The organism is Variovorax paradoxus NBRC 15149, from assembly GCF_001591365.1.
Lineage (GTDB): Bacteria > Pseudomonadota > Gammaproteobacteria > Burkholderiales > Burkholderiaceae_C > Variovorax > Variovorax paradoxus.
This window is the reverse complement of sequence record NZ_BCUT01000005.1, coordinates 706,691-723,267: the sequence shown is the minus strand read 5'-3', so window position 1 is coordinate 723,267 and position 16,577 is coordinate 706,691. Positions and strand designations below refer to the sequence as shown.

Here is a 16,577-nt window from a genome sequence, read left to right as displayed (position 1 = left end):
TCAGGCCATGGCCGCGGATGCGGGAGTTGTGGTGGTGCGGCGCAGCGCCGCCAGCGCCTCGGCGATGCCGGCGAGCGCCTGATGGCGCGCGAAATCCTCGCGCAATGCGGCCGCGCGCTGCCGATAGGTGGACTCGCCCAGCACCTTGCGCACGGCGTCGCCGATCTGGCGCGCGCCCGGCTGGCCGCTGCCCAGGTTGATGCCCGCGCCCGACCAGGCCACGCGCGCGGCGATCTCGGGTTTCTCTTCGCTGGTGCCGGCCACCACCAGGGGCACGCCGAGGCTCAGTGCATGGTTGACCGAGCCGTAGCCGCCGTTGGTGACCATCGCATGCACCTTGGGCAGCAGCCGGTCGTAGGGCAAGAACGGCAGCACGCGCGCATTGGCGGGCAGGTTCGCAGCCAGCGCAGGCGGCACCGGGCCGCCGGTGGTGGCGATGGCGAGGACTTTGCTGTCGCCTGCCAGCGCCTGCAGCGCCGGGCCGATCAGTTGCGCCGGGTTCTGGTTGGCCAGCGTACCCTGCGTCACCAGCACGACCGAGCGGCCGTCGTCCAGCTCGTGCCACCAGTCGGGCGGCGTGAAGCCGCGGCTCGCGGGCGCGAGCAGCGGGCCGACGAAGCGCACCGATGCGGGCAGGTCGCTGCGCGGGTATTCGAAGGAAGGCGCCGTGAGCTGCAGGTACAGGTCCGGCAGCTTGACCATCGCATCGACGAAGAATTCCGGCAGCGCGGGCGAACCCGCGCGCGCCAGCAAGCCGTCGAAATGGCGCTGCACTTCGCCAAACATCGCCTGCTTGAGGTTGGCATTCATCGCCCGGTTGCGCGCGCGCCCTTCCGGCGTGCTCGACGGCGGCAGCGCGGTGCCGAAGAAGGCGGTGTCGCAGCTGGACAGCGGCAGCGCCGAGATGCCGATGGCGACGACGGCCGGGCGCTTGTTGCGCGGGCCCAGCAGCAGCGGGAAAGTGCCGCAGAACATGGTGTCGACCACGATGGCATCGGCCTCGAACTCCTCGAGGATCGAACGCAGCCCCACGTGCTGCGCGGCCATGGCATCGGCAAAGAAATGCTTGAGGCCGAAGCACAGCTGCGCATGCGCGGACGACAGGCGCTGGCGCTCGGGAAAGCGCTTGTCGAGGTCGCGGTAGTCGTGGTCGATCGCGGGTGCGAACGGCGTGAAGCTGGCGCCGGTGGCCTCGGCCTGCGCCCTGAACTGGCTCGCGGTGTGCACCCGCACCTCGTGCCCGCGGCCTACGAGGTGCTGCGCGATCGCGAGCATCGGCAGCACGTGGCCCGGCAAGGCGGTGGCGGCGATGAGATAGCTTGCCATTTGCGTTCTTGCTCCTTCCTATGAAGCGGTGGTTTCCGCGGCGCGGCGCGCCTTGGTGTCGATGCCCAGGTCGATGAAGTAGCGCTGCAGCAGCTCGCGGTCCACCGGGCGGATCGGCGCGCCAATGGCTTCGAGCTGCGCATGCGTGGCGGCGCCGCTCACCTGCGGCGGCGTGGCCGAGGTGTCGTAGCGGTCGAGGATCGCGAGCACCGCGGCCAGGTCGCGGTCCTGCACGGTGGCCAGCCTCTGGTGCGCGCGCTGCAGCCAGGACTCGAGCCCCACCGGCTCCAGCCGCATGCCCATGCGCTCGAAGACCGGCGGAATGTCGCGCACCCGCAGCGCCTCCTGGCTCGTCAGGTGGAACACCTGGCCCCACGAGGCCTGCTGCGCCGCCAGGCCGAGGATGGCGCGCGCCACATCGTCCACCGGCGTGAGGTTGAGCGGCAGGTCCATGTCGGGAATCGCTTCGAGGTCGGCGTAGAGGTGCGCCACGCGCCAGATCAGGTCGTCGGCGTTGCAGATCGCATGCGCGTGGTCGCCGGTGACTGCGCCCAGCCGGTAGATCGCCACCGGCATGCCGCGCGCCTGCGCCTCGCGGGCCAGCGCATCGCCGACCCACTTGCTCTGGCTGTAGCCGTCGACCAGCCCGCTCCACGAGGCCAGCGCCGATTGCTCGGTGATGGTGTCTTCCTTGTTGTTCTGGTCGATCACCGCGAGCGTGGAAACGTAGTGCATGCTCTTCGCGCGGCCTTGCGCCGTCCATTCGAGCAGCGTGACCACGCTGTCGACGTTCGCGGGCTTGAGGCTCGCATAGGGATGCAAAAAGTCGACCTGCGCGGCGCAGTGGTAGATGGCGTCGCAGCCGTCCTGCACCAGCTGCACGGCGTGCTCCTCCAGGCCCAGGCGCGGCTTGCCGAGGTCGCCGGTCACGACCTGGATGCGCGCCTCGTCCCACACCGCGCCCAGCCGGCGCTGGGCCAGCGTGCGCTTGAGGCGAAGCTCGCCGGCCTGCGCGTCCTCGGCGCGCACGTGGCACACCACGCAGGCCGCGGTGTCGCGCAGCAATGCGGCCAGCAGGTGGCTGCCGACGAAGCCGCTCGCGCCGGTGAGGAACACGCGCTTGGGTTTCAGTGCCGGTGCAGCAGTGCCCTGCGGGCGGATGTGCGCGGGCAATTCGAGTTCGCGCGACAGGTCCAGCGCCTCGGCCCCACCGCCGGCGTTGTCGTCGATCCATGCGGCCAGCTCGGCAATCGAGGGGCGGTTGTAGACCTCGGCATGCGGGAAGTCCGCGCGCAGCTGCTGGCGGATGCGCATGCCGAGCTGGATCGCCATCAGCGAATGGCCGCCGATCTCGAAGAAGTTGTCGTGGATGCCGATGCGCTGCAGCTGCAGCGTCTCGGCCCACAGGCCCGCAAGCAGCTTCTCGGTGGCCGTGCGCGGTGCCACGTACCGCGCGCCGGCCTGCTGCTGCTCGGGTGCGGGCAGCGCCTTGCGGTCGAGCTTGCCGCTCGGTGTCAGCGGCAGCGACAGCAGGTGCACGAAGGCCGAGGGCACCATGTAGTCGGGCAGCGCCTTCGCCATGTGCGCGCGCAGCTCGACCGGCTGCGGATCGGGGGCGGCGGCAAAGTAGGCCACCAGGCGCTTGTCGCCCGGGATGTCCTCGCGCACGACCACGGCGGCCTGCGTCACCTGCGGATGCTTCAGCAGCACCGACTCGATCTCCCCGGGCTCGATGCGGAAGCCGCGGATCTTCACCTGCTGGTCGGCGCGGCCCAGGAAGTCGAGGCTGCCGTCGCTGCGCCAGCGCGCGAGATCGCCGCTGCGGTACATGCGGCTGCCGGGCTCGCCATACGGATTGGCAATGAAGCGTTCGGCGCTCAGCACGGGCCGCTTGAGGTAGCCGCGCGCCACGCCGCTGCCGGCGATGTACAGCTCGCCCGCGACACCGGGCGGCACCGGCCGCAGGCTGTCGTCGAGCACGTACATCCGCGTGTTCCAGACCGGCTGGCCGATGGAGGGCGGCTCCGTCGCATCCATCGGCGCGCTCATGCTCGCGCAGATGGTGATCTCGGTCGGGCCGTAGGCGTTGACCATGCGGCGGCCCTGCGACCAGCGCGCGGCCAGCGCCGCGGGGCAGGCGTCGCCGCCCACCACCAGCGTCTGCAACCGCGGAAATTCGCCTGGCGGCAAGGTAGCCAGCGCGGCAGGCGGAATCAGCGCGTGGCTGATGGCCTGCCTCTCGAGTAGCTCGGCCAAGTCCGTGCCCAGCAGCGGCTGCGCCGCGGGAAGCACCAGCGCGGCGCCGGCGTGGAAGGCCATCAGCTGGTCCATCACGGAAGCATCGAAGCCACTGGAGGAGAACTGCAGCACGCGCGAATCGGGCGTGATCGCAAGCCGCTCCGTCATCGCGGCGCCCAGGCTGGCGAGACCCGCATGCGGCACCACCACGCCCTTGGGCACGCCGGTGGAGCCCGAGGTGTAGATGACGTAGGCGGCCTGCTGCGAATCGGCAGCTTGCGCCGGCAGGCCGTCGGGCTGGATTGCCAGCGCGGCGGCCGTCTCGTCGCCATCGAGCGCCATGCAGTGCGGCACGCCGGCCAGCTGCGGCAGGAGCGCGGCATGGGTCAGCACGGCGGCGGGCGCCGCTTCCTCGAACACGAAGGCGCTGCGCCCGGCCATGTGGGCCGGATCGATCGGCAGGTAGGCCGCGCCGGCCTTGACGATGGCCAGGTGCGCGACCACGAGGTCGAGCGAACGCGGCAGCACCGTCGCCACGATGGCGCCAGCGCCGATGCCCCGGCCGCGCAGCAGGTGCGCGAGCCGGTTGGCGCGCAGGTCGAGCTCGGCATAGCTCACGGTCGCATCGTCGCGCACCACCGCCGCCGCATGCGGGCGCTCGGCGGCATGGGCCTGCACCATGGCGGCCAGCGTGAGCGGCGCCAGCTCGCGCGTGCGGCCGCTCCAGTCCTCCAGCACACGGCGGTTTTCCTCGGCGCTCAGGATGGCCAGGCTGCCGATGGGTTCGTCGGGTGCATCGCAGGCCTCTTCGAGCAGGCGCGCGAGCCGCGCCGCAATGGCCTCGACCGTGCCGCGATCGAACAGGTCGGTGCTGTACTGGATGCCGCCGGCAATGCCGCCGGGCAGGCCGTCGGCGCCGCGCTGCTCGTCGAGGATGAAGGACAGGTCGAACTTTGCGGTGTCCACGGCCACCGGCTGCGGCGTGATCGACAGGCCCGGCAGGCTGAAGGACAGCCGGTTGCTGCCCTGCTGGAAGCCCAGCATGACCTGGAACAGCGGCAGGTTGGCGCCCGAGCGGCCCGGCCGCAGCAGCTCCACGATGCGGTCGTACGGAAGCTCCTGGTTGGCGTAGGCCGCCAGGTTGGTGGTGCGCACGCGCGCGATCAGCTCGCGCAGGCTCGGCTGCCCCGAGAGGTCGGTGCGCAGCACCAGCGCATTGACGAAGCAGCCGATCAGCTCGTCCAGCGCGTGGTCGCTGCGCCCGGCCACCGGCGTGCCGATGGCGATGTCGTCGCCGGCGCCGAGCCGGTGCAGCAGCCCCGCGAGTGCGGCCTGCAGCACCATGAAGACGCTGGCCTGGCCGTCGCGCGCCAGCTGCAGCATGCGCTCGTGCACGCGCGGCGCGATCTGCATCGGCACCACGTCGCCGCGGTAGCTGGGCACCGCCGGATGCGGGCGGTCGACGGGCAGGCTCAGCCGCTCGGGCAAGTCGCTCAAGGTCTCGCGCCAGAACTCGCGCTGGCGGCCGGCCATGCTGTCGGGGTCGTCTTCGCTGCCGAGCAGTTCCTGCTGCCACAGCGCGTAGTCGGCATATTGCAGCGGCAGCGGCGCCCAGCCCGGCGCCCTGCCTTCGCGGCGCGCCGCATAGGCCGCGCTCAGGTCGCGCGCCAGCGGCAGCAGCGAGGCCCCGTCGCCGACGATGTGGTGCGTCAAGAGCAGCAGCACGTGCTCGTCGGCGGCCAGTTTGAACAGGTGCGTGCGCAGGGGCGGCGTGGTGCCGAGCGCGAAGCCGCGGTGCGCCGCGGCATGCAGCTGCGCGGCGATGTCTTCCTCGCTGCTGTCGGCTTCGATCACCGCCGGCCGCGCTTCGGCACCGTCCAGGATGTGCTGGTAGGGCAGCCCGTTGTCGTTCGGATAGATGGTGCGCAGGCTCTCGTGGCGCTGCACCAGGTCGCCCAGCGCCTCGTGCAGCGCTGCGCGGTCCAGCACACCGGAAAGCCTCAGGGCCAGCGGCATGTTGTAGGCCGGGTTGCCTTCCTCGAGCTGGTTCATCAGCCACAGGCGGCGCTGCGCGAACGACAGCGGAATGCGCGCCGGGCGCGGCATCGGCACGAGGCTGGGTCGCGCCACCGTCTCCTGGTCGAGCAGCTCCGCGAGGCCGGCGATGGTGGAGACCTGGAACAGCGTGTCCAGCGGCAGGTCGATCATGAACTGCTGCCGGATCATCGAGATCAGCTGCACGATCATCAGCGAGTGCCCGCCGAGCTCGAAGAAGTTGTCGTGGATGCCCACGCGCGGCAGGTGCAGCGTCTCGGCCCAGAGCCCGGCCAATATTCTTTCGGTGGGCGTGCGCGGTGCCGCATACGGCGTGGCGGCCTGCAGTTCGGGCGCCGGCAGCGCCTTGCGGTCGAGCTTGCCGCTCGGGCCCAGCGGCAGCGCCGGCAGGCTCACGAAGGCCGAGGGCACCATGTACTCGGGCAAGGCCTGCGCCAGGTGCGTGCGCAGCTCGGCGGCCTGCAGATCGGCCGCATCGGCAGCCACCACGTAGGCGACCAGGCGCTTCTCGCCCGGCACATCCTCGCGCGCAAGCACCGCGGCCTGCGCCACCTGCGGATGCCGCAGCAGCACCGATTCGATCTCGCCGGGCTCGATGCGCAGGCCGCGGATCTTCACCTGCTGGTCGGCGCGGCCCAGGAAGTCGAGGCTGCCGTCGCTGCGCCAGCGCGCAAGATCGCCGCTGCGGTACATGCGGCTGCCGGGCTCGCCGTACGGGTTGGCAATGAAGCGTTCGGCGCTCAGCAGCGGCCGCCCGAGGTAGCCGCGCGCCAGGCCGATACCCGCGATGTAGAGCTCGCCGGCCACGCCCGGCGGCACGGGCTGCAGGCCGCTGTCCAGCACATGCATCTGCGTGTTCCAGATCGGGCGGCCGATCGGAACGCTCGCCAGTGCCGCTGCGGCTTGCGGCTCGCGCGGGCATTCCCACGAGGTCACGTCGACGGCGGCCTCGGTCGGGCCGTAGAGGTTGTGCAGCTCGCAGGACAGGCGCTGCTGGAACTGCGACACCAGCGCGGGCGACAGGGCTTCGCCGCTGCAGATCACGCGCCGCAGCGTGCTGCAGGCGGACGCGGCGGGCTCGCGCAGGAAGACCTCGAGCATCGACGGCACGAAGTGGATCGTGGTAATGGCTTCGCTGGCAATCAGATCGGCCAGGTAGGCCGCATCCTTGTGGCCGCCCGGCTTTGCGAGCACCAGCGTGGCGCCGTCGATCAGCGGCCAGAAGAATTCCCAGACCGACACGTCGAAGCTCGAAGGCGTCTTTTGCAGCACGCGGTCGCCGGCCCGCAGGCCGTAGCGGTGCTGCATCCAGCGCAGGCGGTTGACGATGGCTCGGTGCGACACCACCGCGCCCTTCGGCGTCCCGGTGGAGCCCGAGGTGTAGATCACATAGGCCGGATGGTCCGGATCGATCGCCGCGGCGGGATCGCTGTCGGCGCAACTCCCCAGTTCGGCAATCGTTTGCGGCAGGTCGAGCAGCAATTGCCCTGCGCCGCCCGGCAGCGTCTCCGCAAGCGCCATGGTCGTGACCAGGCACACCGGCTGCGCGTCGCCGAGCATGAAGGCGATGCGGTCCTGCGGAAAGTCGGGGTCGACCGGCAGGTAGGCGGCGCCCGTCTTCAGCGTGGCGAGCAGCGCCACCATCAACTCCATCGAGCGCGGAATGGCCAGCGCCACGGTGCGCTCCGGCTCCGCGCCGCGTGCGCGCAGCAGGTGCGCGAGGCGGTTGGCGCGGCGGTTCAGTTCGTCGTTGCGCATCGCCTCGCCCTCGAAGCGCAGCGCGATGCCTTGCGGGTTGGCTGCAAGCTGCGCTTCGATCAACGCGGTGAGATGGGTGGCGGGCACCGAGTGCGCCGTGTCGTTCCACTCCACCAGCAGTTGCGTGCGCTCATGCATGCTCAGCAGGTCGACATGGCCGATGGCCTGGTCCGGCTCGCGGATCACCGCGGCCATGAAGGCGAGCAGCCGGCGCTGATGGTCGGCCAGCCCTTGCGCGCTGTGCACCGCGGGGTTGGCGTCGAAGTCGATCTGCAGGTCCTGCCCGTTGCCGCGTTCGTACAGGAAGATGCCCAGGTCCTCGGCCGTGCCGTTCGACAGGTTGCGCGGCCTGGCGGCATGGCCCGCAAAGCGGAAGTCGTAGTCGAAGGGCTCGACGTTGACCACCGTGGTGAACAGCTGCCGGTTGGCAACCAGCATGTTGAGATCGCTGCGCAGGTGCTCGTAGCGGTAGCTCTGGTGCCTGAGGATCTGCCGCATCTGCCGGCCGACCTCGCGGATCAGTTCCGGGATCGGCAGGTCCGCGCGCATCGCCAGGCGCAGCGGCAGCGCGTTGGCCACCATCGCCGGCACGCGCCGCATGCGGTCGTTGTGGCGCGCCGTCACGGGGATGCCGATCACCATGTCCTCGATGCCGGTGGCGCGGTACAGGTAGGCCGCGGTGGTGGCGATGAGGATCTGCGGCAGCGTGGTCCCGAGCTCTTGCGCAATGGCCTGCAGGGCCTGCACGCTGGCGGCCGGCAGGTGCACCGTCTGGCGCAGCAGGCCGCCGATGTTGACCGAACGCTGCGAGGCCAGGCTCAGCGGATCCGGCGCATCGCCGAAGCGCTCGACCCAGTACTGGCGGTCGCGCGGAAAGCGCCCCGATGCGCGGTAGGCGTTGTCTTCTTCGGCCAGCTGCGAGATCGGCGCGAGGCGCGATTCATCAGGCACTGCCGCGCTGCCTTCGGCCATGGCGCTGTAGACGTCCGCGAAGCGGCGCGCAATGAGTCCGCCGCCAAAGCCGTCGAGCACGATGTGGTGGCTGCGGTGATACCAGATGTGGCGCGCGGGCGAGAGGCGGATCAGCGCCGACAGCCACAGCGGCCCGGTCGCCAGGTCGACGTTGCGCGTGAAGTCGGCGCGCATCCAGCGCTCGGCCTCGGCCTGCGCGTCGCTGCAGCCGCTCAGGTCGAGGTAGGGGATCTCGCCGGTGAAGGTGGGCGCCACGACCTGGCGCGGCCCGTCGCCCGTGTCGATGAAACCGAGCCGCGTGGCTTCGGCTTCATCGGCCACCTGGCGCATGGCGGCAACGAAGATGGCGGGGTCGATGGCGCCATCGATCTCGATGGCTTCGGCAAGATTGAAATTGGTGTCGGGCGACGCGAACTTTGCGCCGAGCCACATCGCCATCTGACCCGAGGTAAGGGGCGCGGTGCGGCCCAGGTGATCGGCGGTAGTCATGCACTTCTCCAGCTCTTGAATGAAATCGGCAACGCAACGCTGCATGGGCGCGTGGAATGGACGCAGCGCCAAACCACTCTACAAGTGGTTGCAACAATTTCAGTGACGCTTTTCCGGGCACGAAAATTTCACGCGCGGCCTTGAGCGAGAAAGGTTTCAGCGGGAAGTGAACATTCGATCGGCGATGGTCGAATGCGAAGGCTTTCATCGTATTTCCGGGGCCCGACACCCGGAAAACCGTTGTTGCAACGCAGCAACTTGGTACAAGTTCCGTAGGGGCATCCATCGGCGTGCGAACGGCCGCGCAAAAAAAACGCGCCCCGCGGCGCGTACTTTCGATGGATGCCCGGGCTGCGGGCGCGGTCCGCGTCAGCGCACCATGTCCCATCCCATCATCAGCGCCGCGAAGCCCATCAGGGCCGTGCCGCCCCACCCGAGCCAGCGCGTGCGGCGCCCCGAGGTGAACAGGCCCATCACCTTCTCGCGCGACACCAGCACCATCATCGCGGCCATGATCGGCACGGCGACCACGCCGTTGATCACGGCGCTCCAGTAGAGCGCCTTCATCGGATCGATCGGCGTGAAGTCGAGCGCGGTGCCCACCAGCGTGGCCACCGCGATGATCCCGTAGAACTCCTTGGCTTCGCGCCAGTGCCGCTCCAGCCCTTCTTCCCAGCCGAAGGCCTCGGCCACCGCATAGGCAGCCGACGAGGCCAGCACGGGCACCGCCAGCAAGCCGGTGGCGATGATGCCGCCCGCGAAGAGCCAGAACGCGAAATCGCCCGCCAGCGGCCGCAGCGCCTCGGCCGCCTGCGCCGCCGAAGACACGTCGTGCACCCCCGCCGCGAACAGCACCGCCGCGCCCACCACCATCACGAAGAAGGCGATCAGGTTCGAGAAGGTCATGCCCAGCCAGGTGTCGAGCCGCACGCGCCGCAGGTCGCGCCACACCTCCTGGTCGGTGCCGCGCCGCCCGCCCCTGAGCCGGAGCTCCTCGACTTCCTGCGAGGCCTGCCAGAAGAACAGGTACGGCGAGATGGTGGTGCCCAGCAGCGCCACGATCATCATCCAGTAGCTGCCGTTCCACTGCAGCCGGGGCACGACGAGGTCGTGCAGCACGCGGCCCCAATCCACCTGCACCGCGAACACCGCCGCCACGTAGGCAAACAGCGTGAGCGTCAGCCACTTGAGGATGTGGGCCAGCTTGCGGTAGGGCACGAACACCTGCAGCAGCACCGTGACCACGCCGAAGATCAGCGAATGAAAATGCGCGCCGCCGCCCACCACCAACTGCAGCGCCTCGCCCATGGCCGCGATGTCGGCCGCGATGTTGATCGTGTTGGCCACCACCAGCAGCGCCACCAGGGCGAACAGGAAGCCGCGCGGCATGTGCTCGCGCAGGTTGGCCGCCACGCCCTTGCCCGTGACCCGCCCGATGCGCGCCGACACCAGCTGGATCGCCACCATGAACGGCAGCGACAGGAACACCGTCCAGAGCAGGCCGGTGCCGAACTGGGCGCCGGCCTGGGTGTAGGTGGCGATGCCGGAGGGGTCGTCGTCGGCCGCACCGGTGACGACGCCGGGCCCCACGTGGCGCAGGAACGACGGAATACGTTTCTTCATGTGGCCCGATCGTGGCACGCCGAGCCTGACCGCCAGATGATCTTGCGCAGGCTTTTCGCCGAAAAAATCCGTGAATATCCTGCGCCTTTCCCCCTACCCCGCCCGCTCGGAGAACAGCGCCGTGATCACCTGGCGCAGCCAGCGGTTCGCCGGATCGGCCTCGAAGCGCCTGCTCCAGTGCAGCGACACCGTGAAGTCGCGCAGCGGAAACGGCGGCTCCACGATGGCGTAGCCGCCTTCCTCGGCAAAGCCGCGCGCGATGTTGCGCGGCATCACCACCGCCAGGTCGGTGGCGCGCACGATGGCCGGCAGCACCATGAAGTGCTCGGTGGTCAGGCGCAGCCGGTCCTCGAGGTTCAGCAGCTGCAGGATGCGCAGCGTCTCGGCGTGCGTGCGCACCGCCACGTAGTCGAGCTCCTGCAGCGCCTCGAGCAGCGCCTGGCCGCTGCGGCGCCGCTTCGTCACGAACGGGTGCCCCTTTCGCAGCAGCACGATGTAGCAGTCCTTCAGCAACTGGGCGCGCTGCGTGTCCTTCACCTTGGGCAGGAAGCCGAAGGCGAAGTCGATCCGGCCGCTGTCGAGCGCGGCAGCAATGTCGCCGGTGGCCAGCGGCATGGTCTCGATGCGCACGCCCGGCGCCAGCTCGCGCAGCCGCGCCATCAGCGCGGGCAGGAAGCGGCCTTCGCCGATGTCGCTCATGTGGATGCGGAACAGCTTGCGCGAAGCGGCCGGGTCGAAGCGCTCGGGCTCGGCCAGTGCCTGCTGCAGCATGGCCAGCGCCGCCTGCACCGGCACCGCCAGCCGCTCCGCCCGCGGCGTGGGCGCCACGCCGCCGGGGGTGCGCGTGAAGAGCGCATCGCCCAGCAGCAGGCGCAGCCGCGTGAGGCCATGGCTGGCCGCCGGCTGCGTGAGGCCCAGCGCGTCGGCCGCGCGGCTCACGCTGCGGGCGCGGAAGACCGCATCGAAGAGCCGCAGCAAGTTGAGGTCGAGCTTTTCGATATGCATGGCATTCATGTTGGATAGCTTGCTTATTTTATTGATGTATGGCGGCGCGCCGACCACACTGCGAGACCCCCAGAAAAAAGAGACACGATGGAAGTTTCATTCAGCAAGGAAGTCGAGCTGCTGCGCCTGGGCGCCGGCGCAACTTTCCACGGCGAGGGCATCCTCGCAATCACCAAGGGCCTGCTGCAGTCCGGCGTGGCCTACGTGGGCGGCTACCAGGGCGCGCCGGTGTCGCACCTGCTCGACGTCATGGTGCAGGGCAAGGCCTACATGGACGAGCTCGGCGTGCACGTGGAGGCCTGCTCCAACGAGGCCTCGGCCGCGGCCATGCTCGGCGCCTCCATCCATTACCCGCTGCGCGGCGCCGTCACCTGGAAGTCGATAGTCGGCACCAACGTGGCAGCCGATGCGCTTTCCAACCTGTCGTCGCCCGGCGTGACCGGCGGCGTGCTGGTGGTGGTGGGCGAGGACTACGGCGAAGGCGCCAGCGTGATCCAGGAGCGCACGCATGCCTACGCGCTCAAGTCGAGCATGTGCCTGCTCGATCCGCGGCCCGATCTCGGCGTGATGGTGCGCATGGTGGAAGAAGGATTTCGCCTGTCCGAGACCTCGAACATGCCCTGCCTCATGGAGCTGCGCATCCGCACCTGCCACGTGCGCGGCAGCTTCGAATGCAAGGACAACATCGCGCCCGCGGTGTCGACCCGCGCGCTGATGAACGAGCCCGCGGGCTTCGACTACATGCGGCTCGCGCATCCGCCCGTCACCTTCCGCCACGAGAAGCTCAAGGGCGATGAGCGCATTCCGGCGGCGCGGCGCTACATCGTCGAGAACGGCCTCAACGAACTGATACCGGGCCGCACCCACGCCGACCTGGGCATCGTGGTGCAGGGCGGGCTTTACAACGCGCTCATCCGCAGCCTGCAGCAGCAGGGCCTGGCCGATGCCTTCGGCGAGACGGACATCCCGATCCTGGTGCTCAACGTGACCTACCCGCTGGTGCCCGAGCAGGTGGCCGACTTCTGCATCGGCAAGCGCGCGGTGCTGGTGGTGGAGGAAGGCCAGCCCGAATACATCGAGCAGGACATCGCCACCCTGCTGCGCCGGCGCGACATCCAGACGCCGCTGCATGGCAAGGACATGCTGCCCGCGGCCGGCGAATACGGCGTCGAGGTGCTCGCAGGCGGCCTTGGCGCCTTCGCCGCAAAGTACATCGAGAGCGGCGAGGCTTCGTCCTCCGCCAAGGCCTGGCTCGCCGGCAACCGCGAGCGCCGCGAGGCCGTGGCGCGCCAGCTCGAGACGCTGCTGCCCAACCGGCCGCCGAGCTTCTGCGTCGGCTGCCCCGAGCGGCCGGTGTTCTCGGCCCTCAAGCTCGCGCAGCAGGAGACGGGGCCGGTGCACATCGCGGCCGACATCGGCTGCCATGCCTTCGGCACCTTCGAGCCCTTCTCGATGGGGCATTCGATCCTGGGCTACGGCATGAGCTTGGCAAGCCGCGCGGGCGTGGCGCCCATGATGAACCGCCGCACGCTGTCGATCATGGGCGACGGCGGCTTCTGGCACAACGGCCTGCTCACCGGCGTGCAGAGCGCGCTCTTCAACGGCGACGACGCAGTGCTGCTGATCTTCAAGAACGGCTACACCTCGGCCACCGGCACGCAGGACATCATCTCGACGCCCGACGACGAGACGAAGGAGCGCGCCGTCGACAAGCAGCAGAGCCTGGTCGACAAGAACCAGACCATCGAGGCCACGCTCACGGGCCTGGGCGTCAAGTGGATGCGCACCGTCACCACCTACGACGTGGAGCGCATGCGCAAGACCCTGACCGAGGCGCTCACCAGCGACTTCAACGGCCTCAAGGTGGTGATTGCCGAGGGCGAATGCCAGCTCGAGCGGCAGCGCCGCATCAAGCCCTGGATTGCCGGCCTGCTCAAGAAGGGCGAGCGCGTGGTGCGCGTGAAGTACGGCGTGGACGAGGACGTGTGCAACGGCGACCACGCCTGCATCCGCCTGTCGGGCTGCCCCACGCTCACGCTCAAGGACAACCCCGACCCGCTCAAGGTCGACCCCGTGGCCACCGTGATCGACGGCTGCGTGGGCTGCGGCCTGTGCGGCGAGAACGCGCATGCGGCCACGCTGTGCCCGAGCTTCTACCGCGCCGAGGTGGTGCAAAACCCGAAGTGGCACGAGCGCCTGCTGCACGCACTGCGCGGCGCCGTGGTGCGCGTGCTGCAACCCGCATGAGAGACGACCACATGGAACAGAACCGCCCCATCTCCCTGCTCGTCTGCGCCCTGGGCGGCGAAGGCGGCGGCGTGCTCACCGAATGGCTGGTCGACATCGCGCGCCATGCCGGCCATGCCGCGCAGAGCACGTCGATTCCCGGCGTGGCGCAGCGCACCGGCGCCACCACCTACTACATCGAGGTGTTCCCGGTGCCGCTCGCGCAGCTGGCCGGCCGGCGCCCGGTGTTCAGCCTGAGCCCGGTGCCGGGCGCGCTCGACGCCATCGTGTCGTCGGAGCTGCTCGAGACCGCGCGCCAGATCGGCAACGGCATGAGCGCGCCGCTGCGCACGCTGGTCATCAGTTCGTCGGCGCGCATCTTCACCACCGCCGAGCGCATGCAGCCCGGCGACGGCCGCGCCGATGCGCAGCGCCTCGTCGACGTGGTCAAGGCCTTCAGCCGCGAACACCATGTGTTCGACATGAATGCGATGGCGCGCGAAACCGGCACGGTGGTCAGCGCGGTGATGCTCGGCGCCATCGCGGGCAGCGGCCTGTTCCCGTTCCCGCGCGAGGCCTACGAACACGTGGTGCGCGGCGGCGACGCCCGCGCGCCCGAGAAGCTGGGCAGGATGGCCGCGGCCAGCCTGCGCGGCTTTGCGGCCGGCTTCGAGGCCGTGGGCACGCCGCGCGCGCAGGCCGCCTTCGTGAGCAGCGTGCTGGCCGCCGACACGCGCGACGCGCCGCCCCCGCCGCGCGCCCTGCCGGACGAACTCGCGCGGCGCTTTCCGCCGGCCGTGCACGACATGCTCGCGCTCGGCCATGCGCGCGTGCTCGACTACCAGGACGCCGCCTACGCCGCGCTCTACGCCGAGCGGCTGGGCCGGGTGCTCGATGCCGAACGCGCGGCCGACCCGGCCGGCGCGCAGGGCTTTGCCACCACCCGCGAAGCCGCGCGCTGGCTCGCGCTGTGGATGGCCTTCGACGACATCGTGCGCGTGGCCGCGCTCAAGGGCCGCGCGAGCCGTGCGCAACGCGTGCGGCATGAAGTGCGCGCGGCCGAGGAAGACATCGTGAAGGTCTACGACCATTTCAAGCCCGGCGCGGCCGAATTCGCCGCGCTGCTGCCGCCGGGCCTGGCGCGCCGCATCACGGCATGGGACCGCGGCCGGCAGGCCCGCGGCCTCGCGCCCTGGGCGCTGCCGTTGAAGGTGGGCAGCCATTCGGTGGCCGGCATGGCGTCGCTGCGCCTCTTGTCATCGCTGAAGTGGCTGCGCCGCCGCGGCCAGCGCTTTGCCGAGGAACAGGCGCTGATCGAACGCTGGCTCGCGGCGGTGGAGGCCGGCACGCGCGAAGCCTGGGTGCTGGGCCACGAGCTTGCGCTGTGCGGCCGGCTCATCAAGGGCTATGGCAGCACCAACGAGCGCGGCAAGGAAAACCTGCTGCACCTGGCCGGCCATCTGGCGGCGCAGCCCGGCGTGGCGCCGGCCGAGCGCGCGCAATCGGTGGCGGCGGCGCGCAACGCCGCGCTGGCCGACGATGCCGGCCGCGCGCTCGATGCCGCGCTGGTGGCGCACGGCGCGCCCGCCCGCCCGGTCAAGGCCCAGCCGATCCGCTGGATGAAGCGCAAGCCCGCGGGCAGCGCCTGAGGCCGAGGCACCCACGATGCCGCTGCTCAATGTCGAAGAACACCGGCGCCGTGCGCGCCGGATGTTGCCGCGCCTCGTGTTCGACTATGTCGACGGCGGTGCCGAGGACGAACGCTGCCTGCAGCGCAACCGCGATGCGCTCGAACAGCTGCCGCTGATTCCCGAATGCCTGCGCGACACCAGCACGGTGGACATCGGCATCGAACTGTTCGGCCGCCGCTGGCGCGCGCCTTTCGCGGTCGCGCCCATCGGCCTGGCCGGCCTGGTGCGCCCCGGCGCCGACGCCCTGCTGGCCCGTGCGGCCCAGGGCGCGGGCGTGCCCTTCGTTCTCTCGACCGCATCGAACACGCGCATCGAGGACGTGCGCGCGGCCGCGCCCGACGCCGCGCTGTGGATGCAGCTGTACGTGATGGGCGAACGCGCCATTGCCGAGCGCATCGTGCGGCGCGCACGCGCGGCCGGCTTCGAGGCGCTGGTGCTCACGGTCGACGTGCCGGTCAGCGGGCTGCGCGAGCGCGACCTGCGGCACGGCTTCCGGTTGCCGATGCGCCTCACGCCCGCCACCGTGCTCGACATGGCGCGCCATCCGGCGTGGCTGATGCGGCTCGCACGCAGCGGCATGCCGCAGTTCGCGAACCTGCTGCCGGACGACGACGGCGCGCCCGTGTCCGCGCAGGCGCAGGCCGCGCTGCTCTCGCGCACCATGGACCGCCGGCTCACCTGGGAAAGCCTCGCCTGGCTGCGCAAGCTGTGGGACGGCCCGCTGCTGGTCAAGGGCCTGCTCGGCGCCGAGGACGCGCGGCGCGCCGTGCGCCACGGCGCGGACGGCATCGTGGTGTCGAACCACGGCGGCCGCCAGCTCGATGCGGCGCCCGCGAGCATCGCCGTGCTGCCCGCCATGGTGGATGCCGCCGGCGGGCGCATTCCGGTGCTCATGGACGGCGGCATCCGGCGCGGCAGCGACGTGGTGAAGGCGCTGGCACTGGGCGCGCGCGGCGTGCTGGCCGGACGTGCGCCGCTCTACGGCCTGGCCTGCGGCGGCGAGCAAGGCGCGTTGTCGGTGCTGCAGCTGCTGGCACAGGAAACCGAACGCACCATGACGCTGCTCGGCGCCACGCACGCGGCCGAGCTCGGGCCGCGCCACGTCGGCCGGCCCGAGCCGCCGCCCAAGGACACCCTGCAAGGGAAACCCGCCATTTACGCGGCGCGCGCCGCTGCCTAGATTGCACGGATTAG

7 protein-coding genes are annotated in these 16,577 nt (G+C 70.5%); 3 read left to right on the top strand and 4 right to left on the bottom strand.

All coding sequences use genetic code 11. The features are described 5' to 3' along the window. The 4 genes from VPA02S_RS23780 to VPA02S_RS23765 all read right to left on the bottom strand — a co-directional run bounded on the left by VPA02S_RS23780 (position 1) and on the right by VPA02S_RS23765 (position 11,475). Positions 1 to 1,326 carry a glycosyltransferase gene (locus tag VPA02S_RS23780; protein WP_062365907.1) on the bottom strand — a complete coding sequence of 442 codons (1,326 nt, stop codon included), beginning with the start codon at positions 1,324 to 1,326 and terminating at the stop codon, positions 1 to 3. A gap of 18 nt (positions 1,327 to 1,344) precedes the next feature. After that, the gene (locus tag VPA02S_RS23775; protein ID WP_062366041.1) at positions 1,345 to 8,838 is read right to left on the bottom strand and encodes a non-ribosomal peptide synthetase; all 7,494 of its coding nucleotides are present in this window, start codon (positions 8,836 to 8,838) and stop codon (positions 1,345 to 1,347) included. A gap of 369 nt (positions 8,839 to 9,207) precedes the next feature. Beyond that, positions 9,208 to 10,461 carry an Nramp family divalent metal transporter gene (locus VPA02S_RS23770; RefSeq protein WP_174545090.1) on the bottom strand — a complete coding sequence of 418 codons (1,254 nt, stop codon included), beginning with the start codon at positions 10,459 to 10,461 and terminating at the stop codon, positions 9,208 to 9,210. A 93-nt stretch (positions 10,462 to 10,554) separates the two neighbouring features. Further along, the gene (locus VPA02S_RS23765) at positions 10,555 to 11,475 is read right to left on the bottom strand and encodes a LysR family transcriptional regulator (protein WP_062365903.1); all 921 of its coding nucleotides are present in this window, start codon (positions 11,473 to 11,475) and stop codon (positions 10,555 to 10,557) included. Between the two features lie 78 nt (positions 11,476 to 11,553). Between VPA02S_RS23765 and VPA02S_RS23760 the strand changes: the two genes are divergently transcribed. The 3 genes from VPA02S_RS23760 to VPA02S_RS23750 are packed head-to-tail and all read left to right on the top strand — an operon-like array spanning position 11,554 to position 16,563. After that, complete coding sequence (locus VPA02S_RS23760) at positions 11,554 to 13,713, top strand: thiamine pyrophosphate-dependent enzyme (protein WP_062365901.1); 2,160 nt, start codon at positions 11,554 to 11,556, stop codon at positions 13,711 to 13,713. Positions 13,714 to 13,724: 11 nt separating this feature from the next. After that, on the top strand, positions 13,725 to 15,341 hold the full coding sequence (locus tag VPA02S_RS23755; protein ID WP_062365900.1) for an indolepyruvate oxidoreductase subunit beta family protein: 1,617 nt from the start codon (positions 13,725 to 13,727) through the stop codon (positions 15,339 to 15,341). Positions 15,342 to 15,357: 16 nt separating this feature from the next. Further along, on the top strand, positions 15,358 to 16,563 hold the full coding sequence (locus VPA02S_RS23750; protein WP_062365898.1) for an alpha-hydroxy acid oxidase: 1,206 nt from the start codon (positions 15,358 to 15,360) through the stop codon (positions 16,561 to 16,563). Positions 16,564 to 16,577: the final 14 nt, after the last annotated feature.

What these genes read in the sequence shown, in the direction of transcription:
- VPA02S_RS23780 (WP_062365907.1), bottom strand. Translation starts at nt 1,326, where the DNA reads ATGGCAAGCTATCTCATCGCCGCCACCGCCTTGCCGGGCCACGTGCTG.
- VPA02S_RS23775 (WP_062366041.1), bottom strand. Translation starts at nt 8,838, where the DNA reads ATGACTACCGCCGATCACCTGGGCCGCACCGCGCCCCTTACCTCGGGT.
- VPA02S_RS23770 (WP_174545090.1), bottom strand. Translation starts at nt 10,461, where the DNA reads ATGAAGAAACGTATTCCGTCGTTCCTGCGCCACGTGGGGCCCGGCGTC.
- VPA02S_RS23765 (WP_062365903.1), bottom strand. Translation starts at nt 11,475, where the DNA reads ATGAATGCCATGCATATCGAAAAGCTCGACCTCAACTTGCTGCGGCTC.
- VPA02S_RS23760 (WP_062365901.1), top strand. Translation starts at nt 11,554, where the DNA reads ATGGAAGTTTCATTCAGCAAGGAAGTCGAGCTGCTGCGCCTGGGCGCC.
- VPA02S_RS23755 (WP_062365900.1), top strand. Translation starts at nt 13,725, where the DNA reads ATGGAACAGAACCGCCCCATCTCCCTGCTCGTCTGCGCCCTGGGCGGC.
- VPA02S_RS23750 (WP_062365898.1), top strand. Translation starts at nt 15,358, where the DNA reads ATGCCGCTGCTCAATGTCGAAGAACACCGGCGCCGTGCGCGCCGGATG.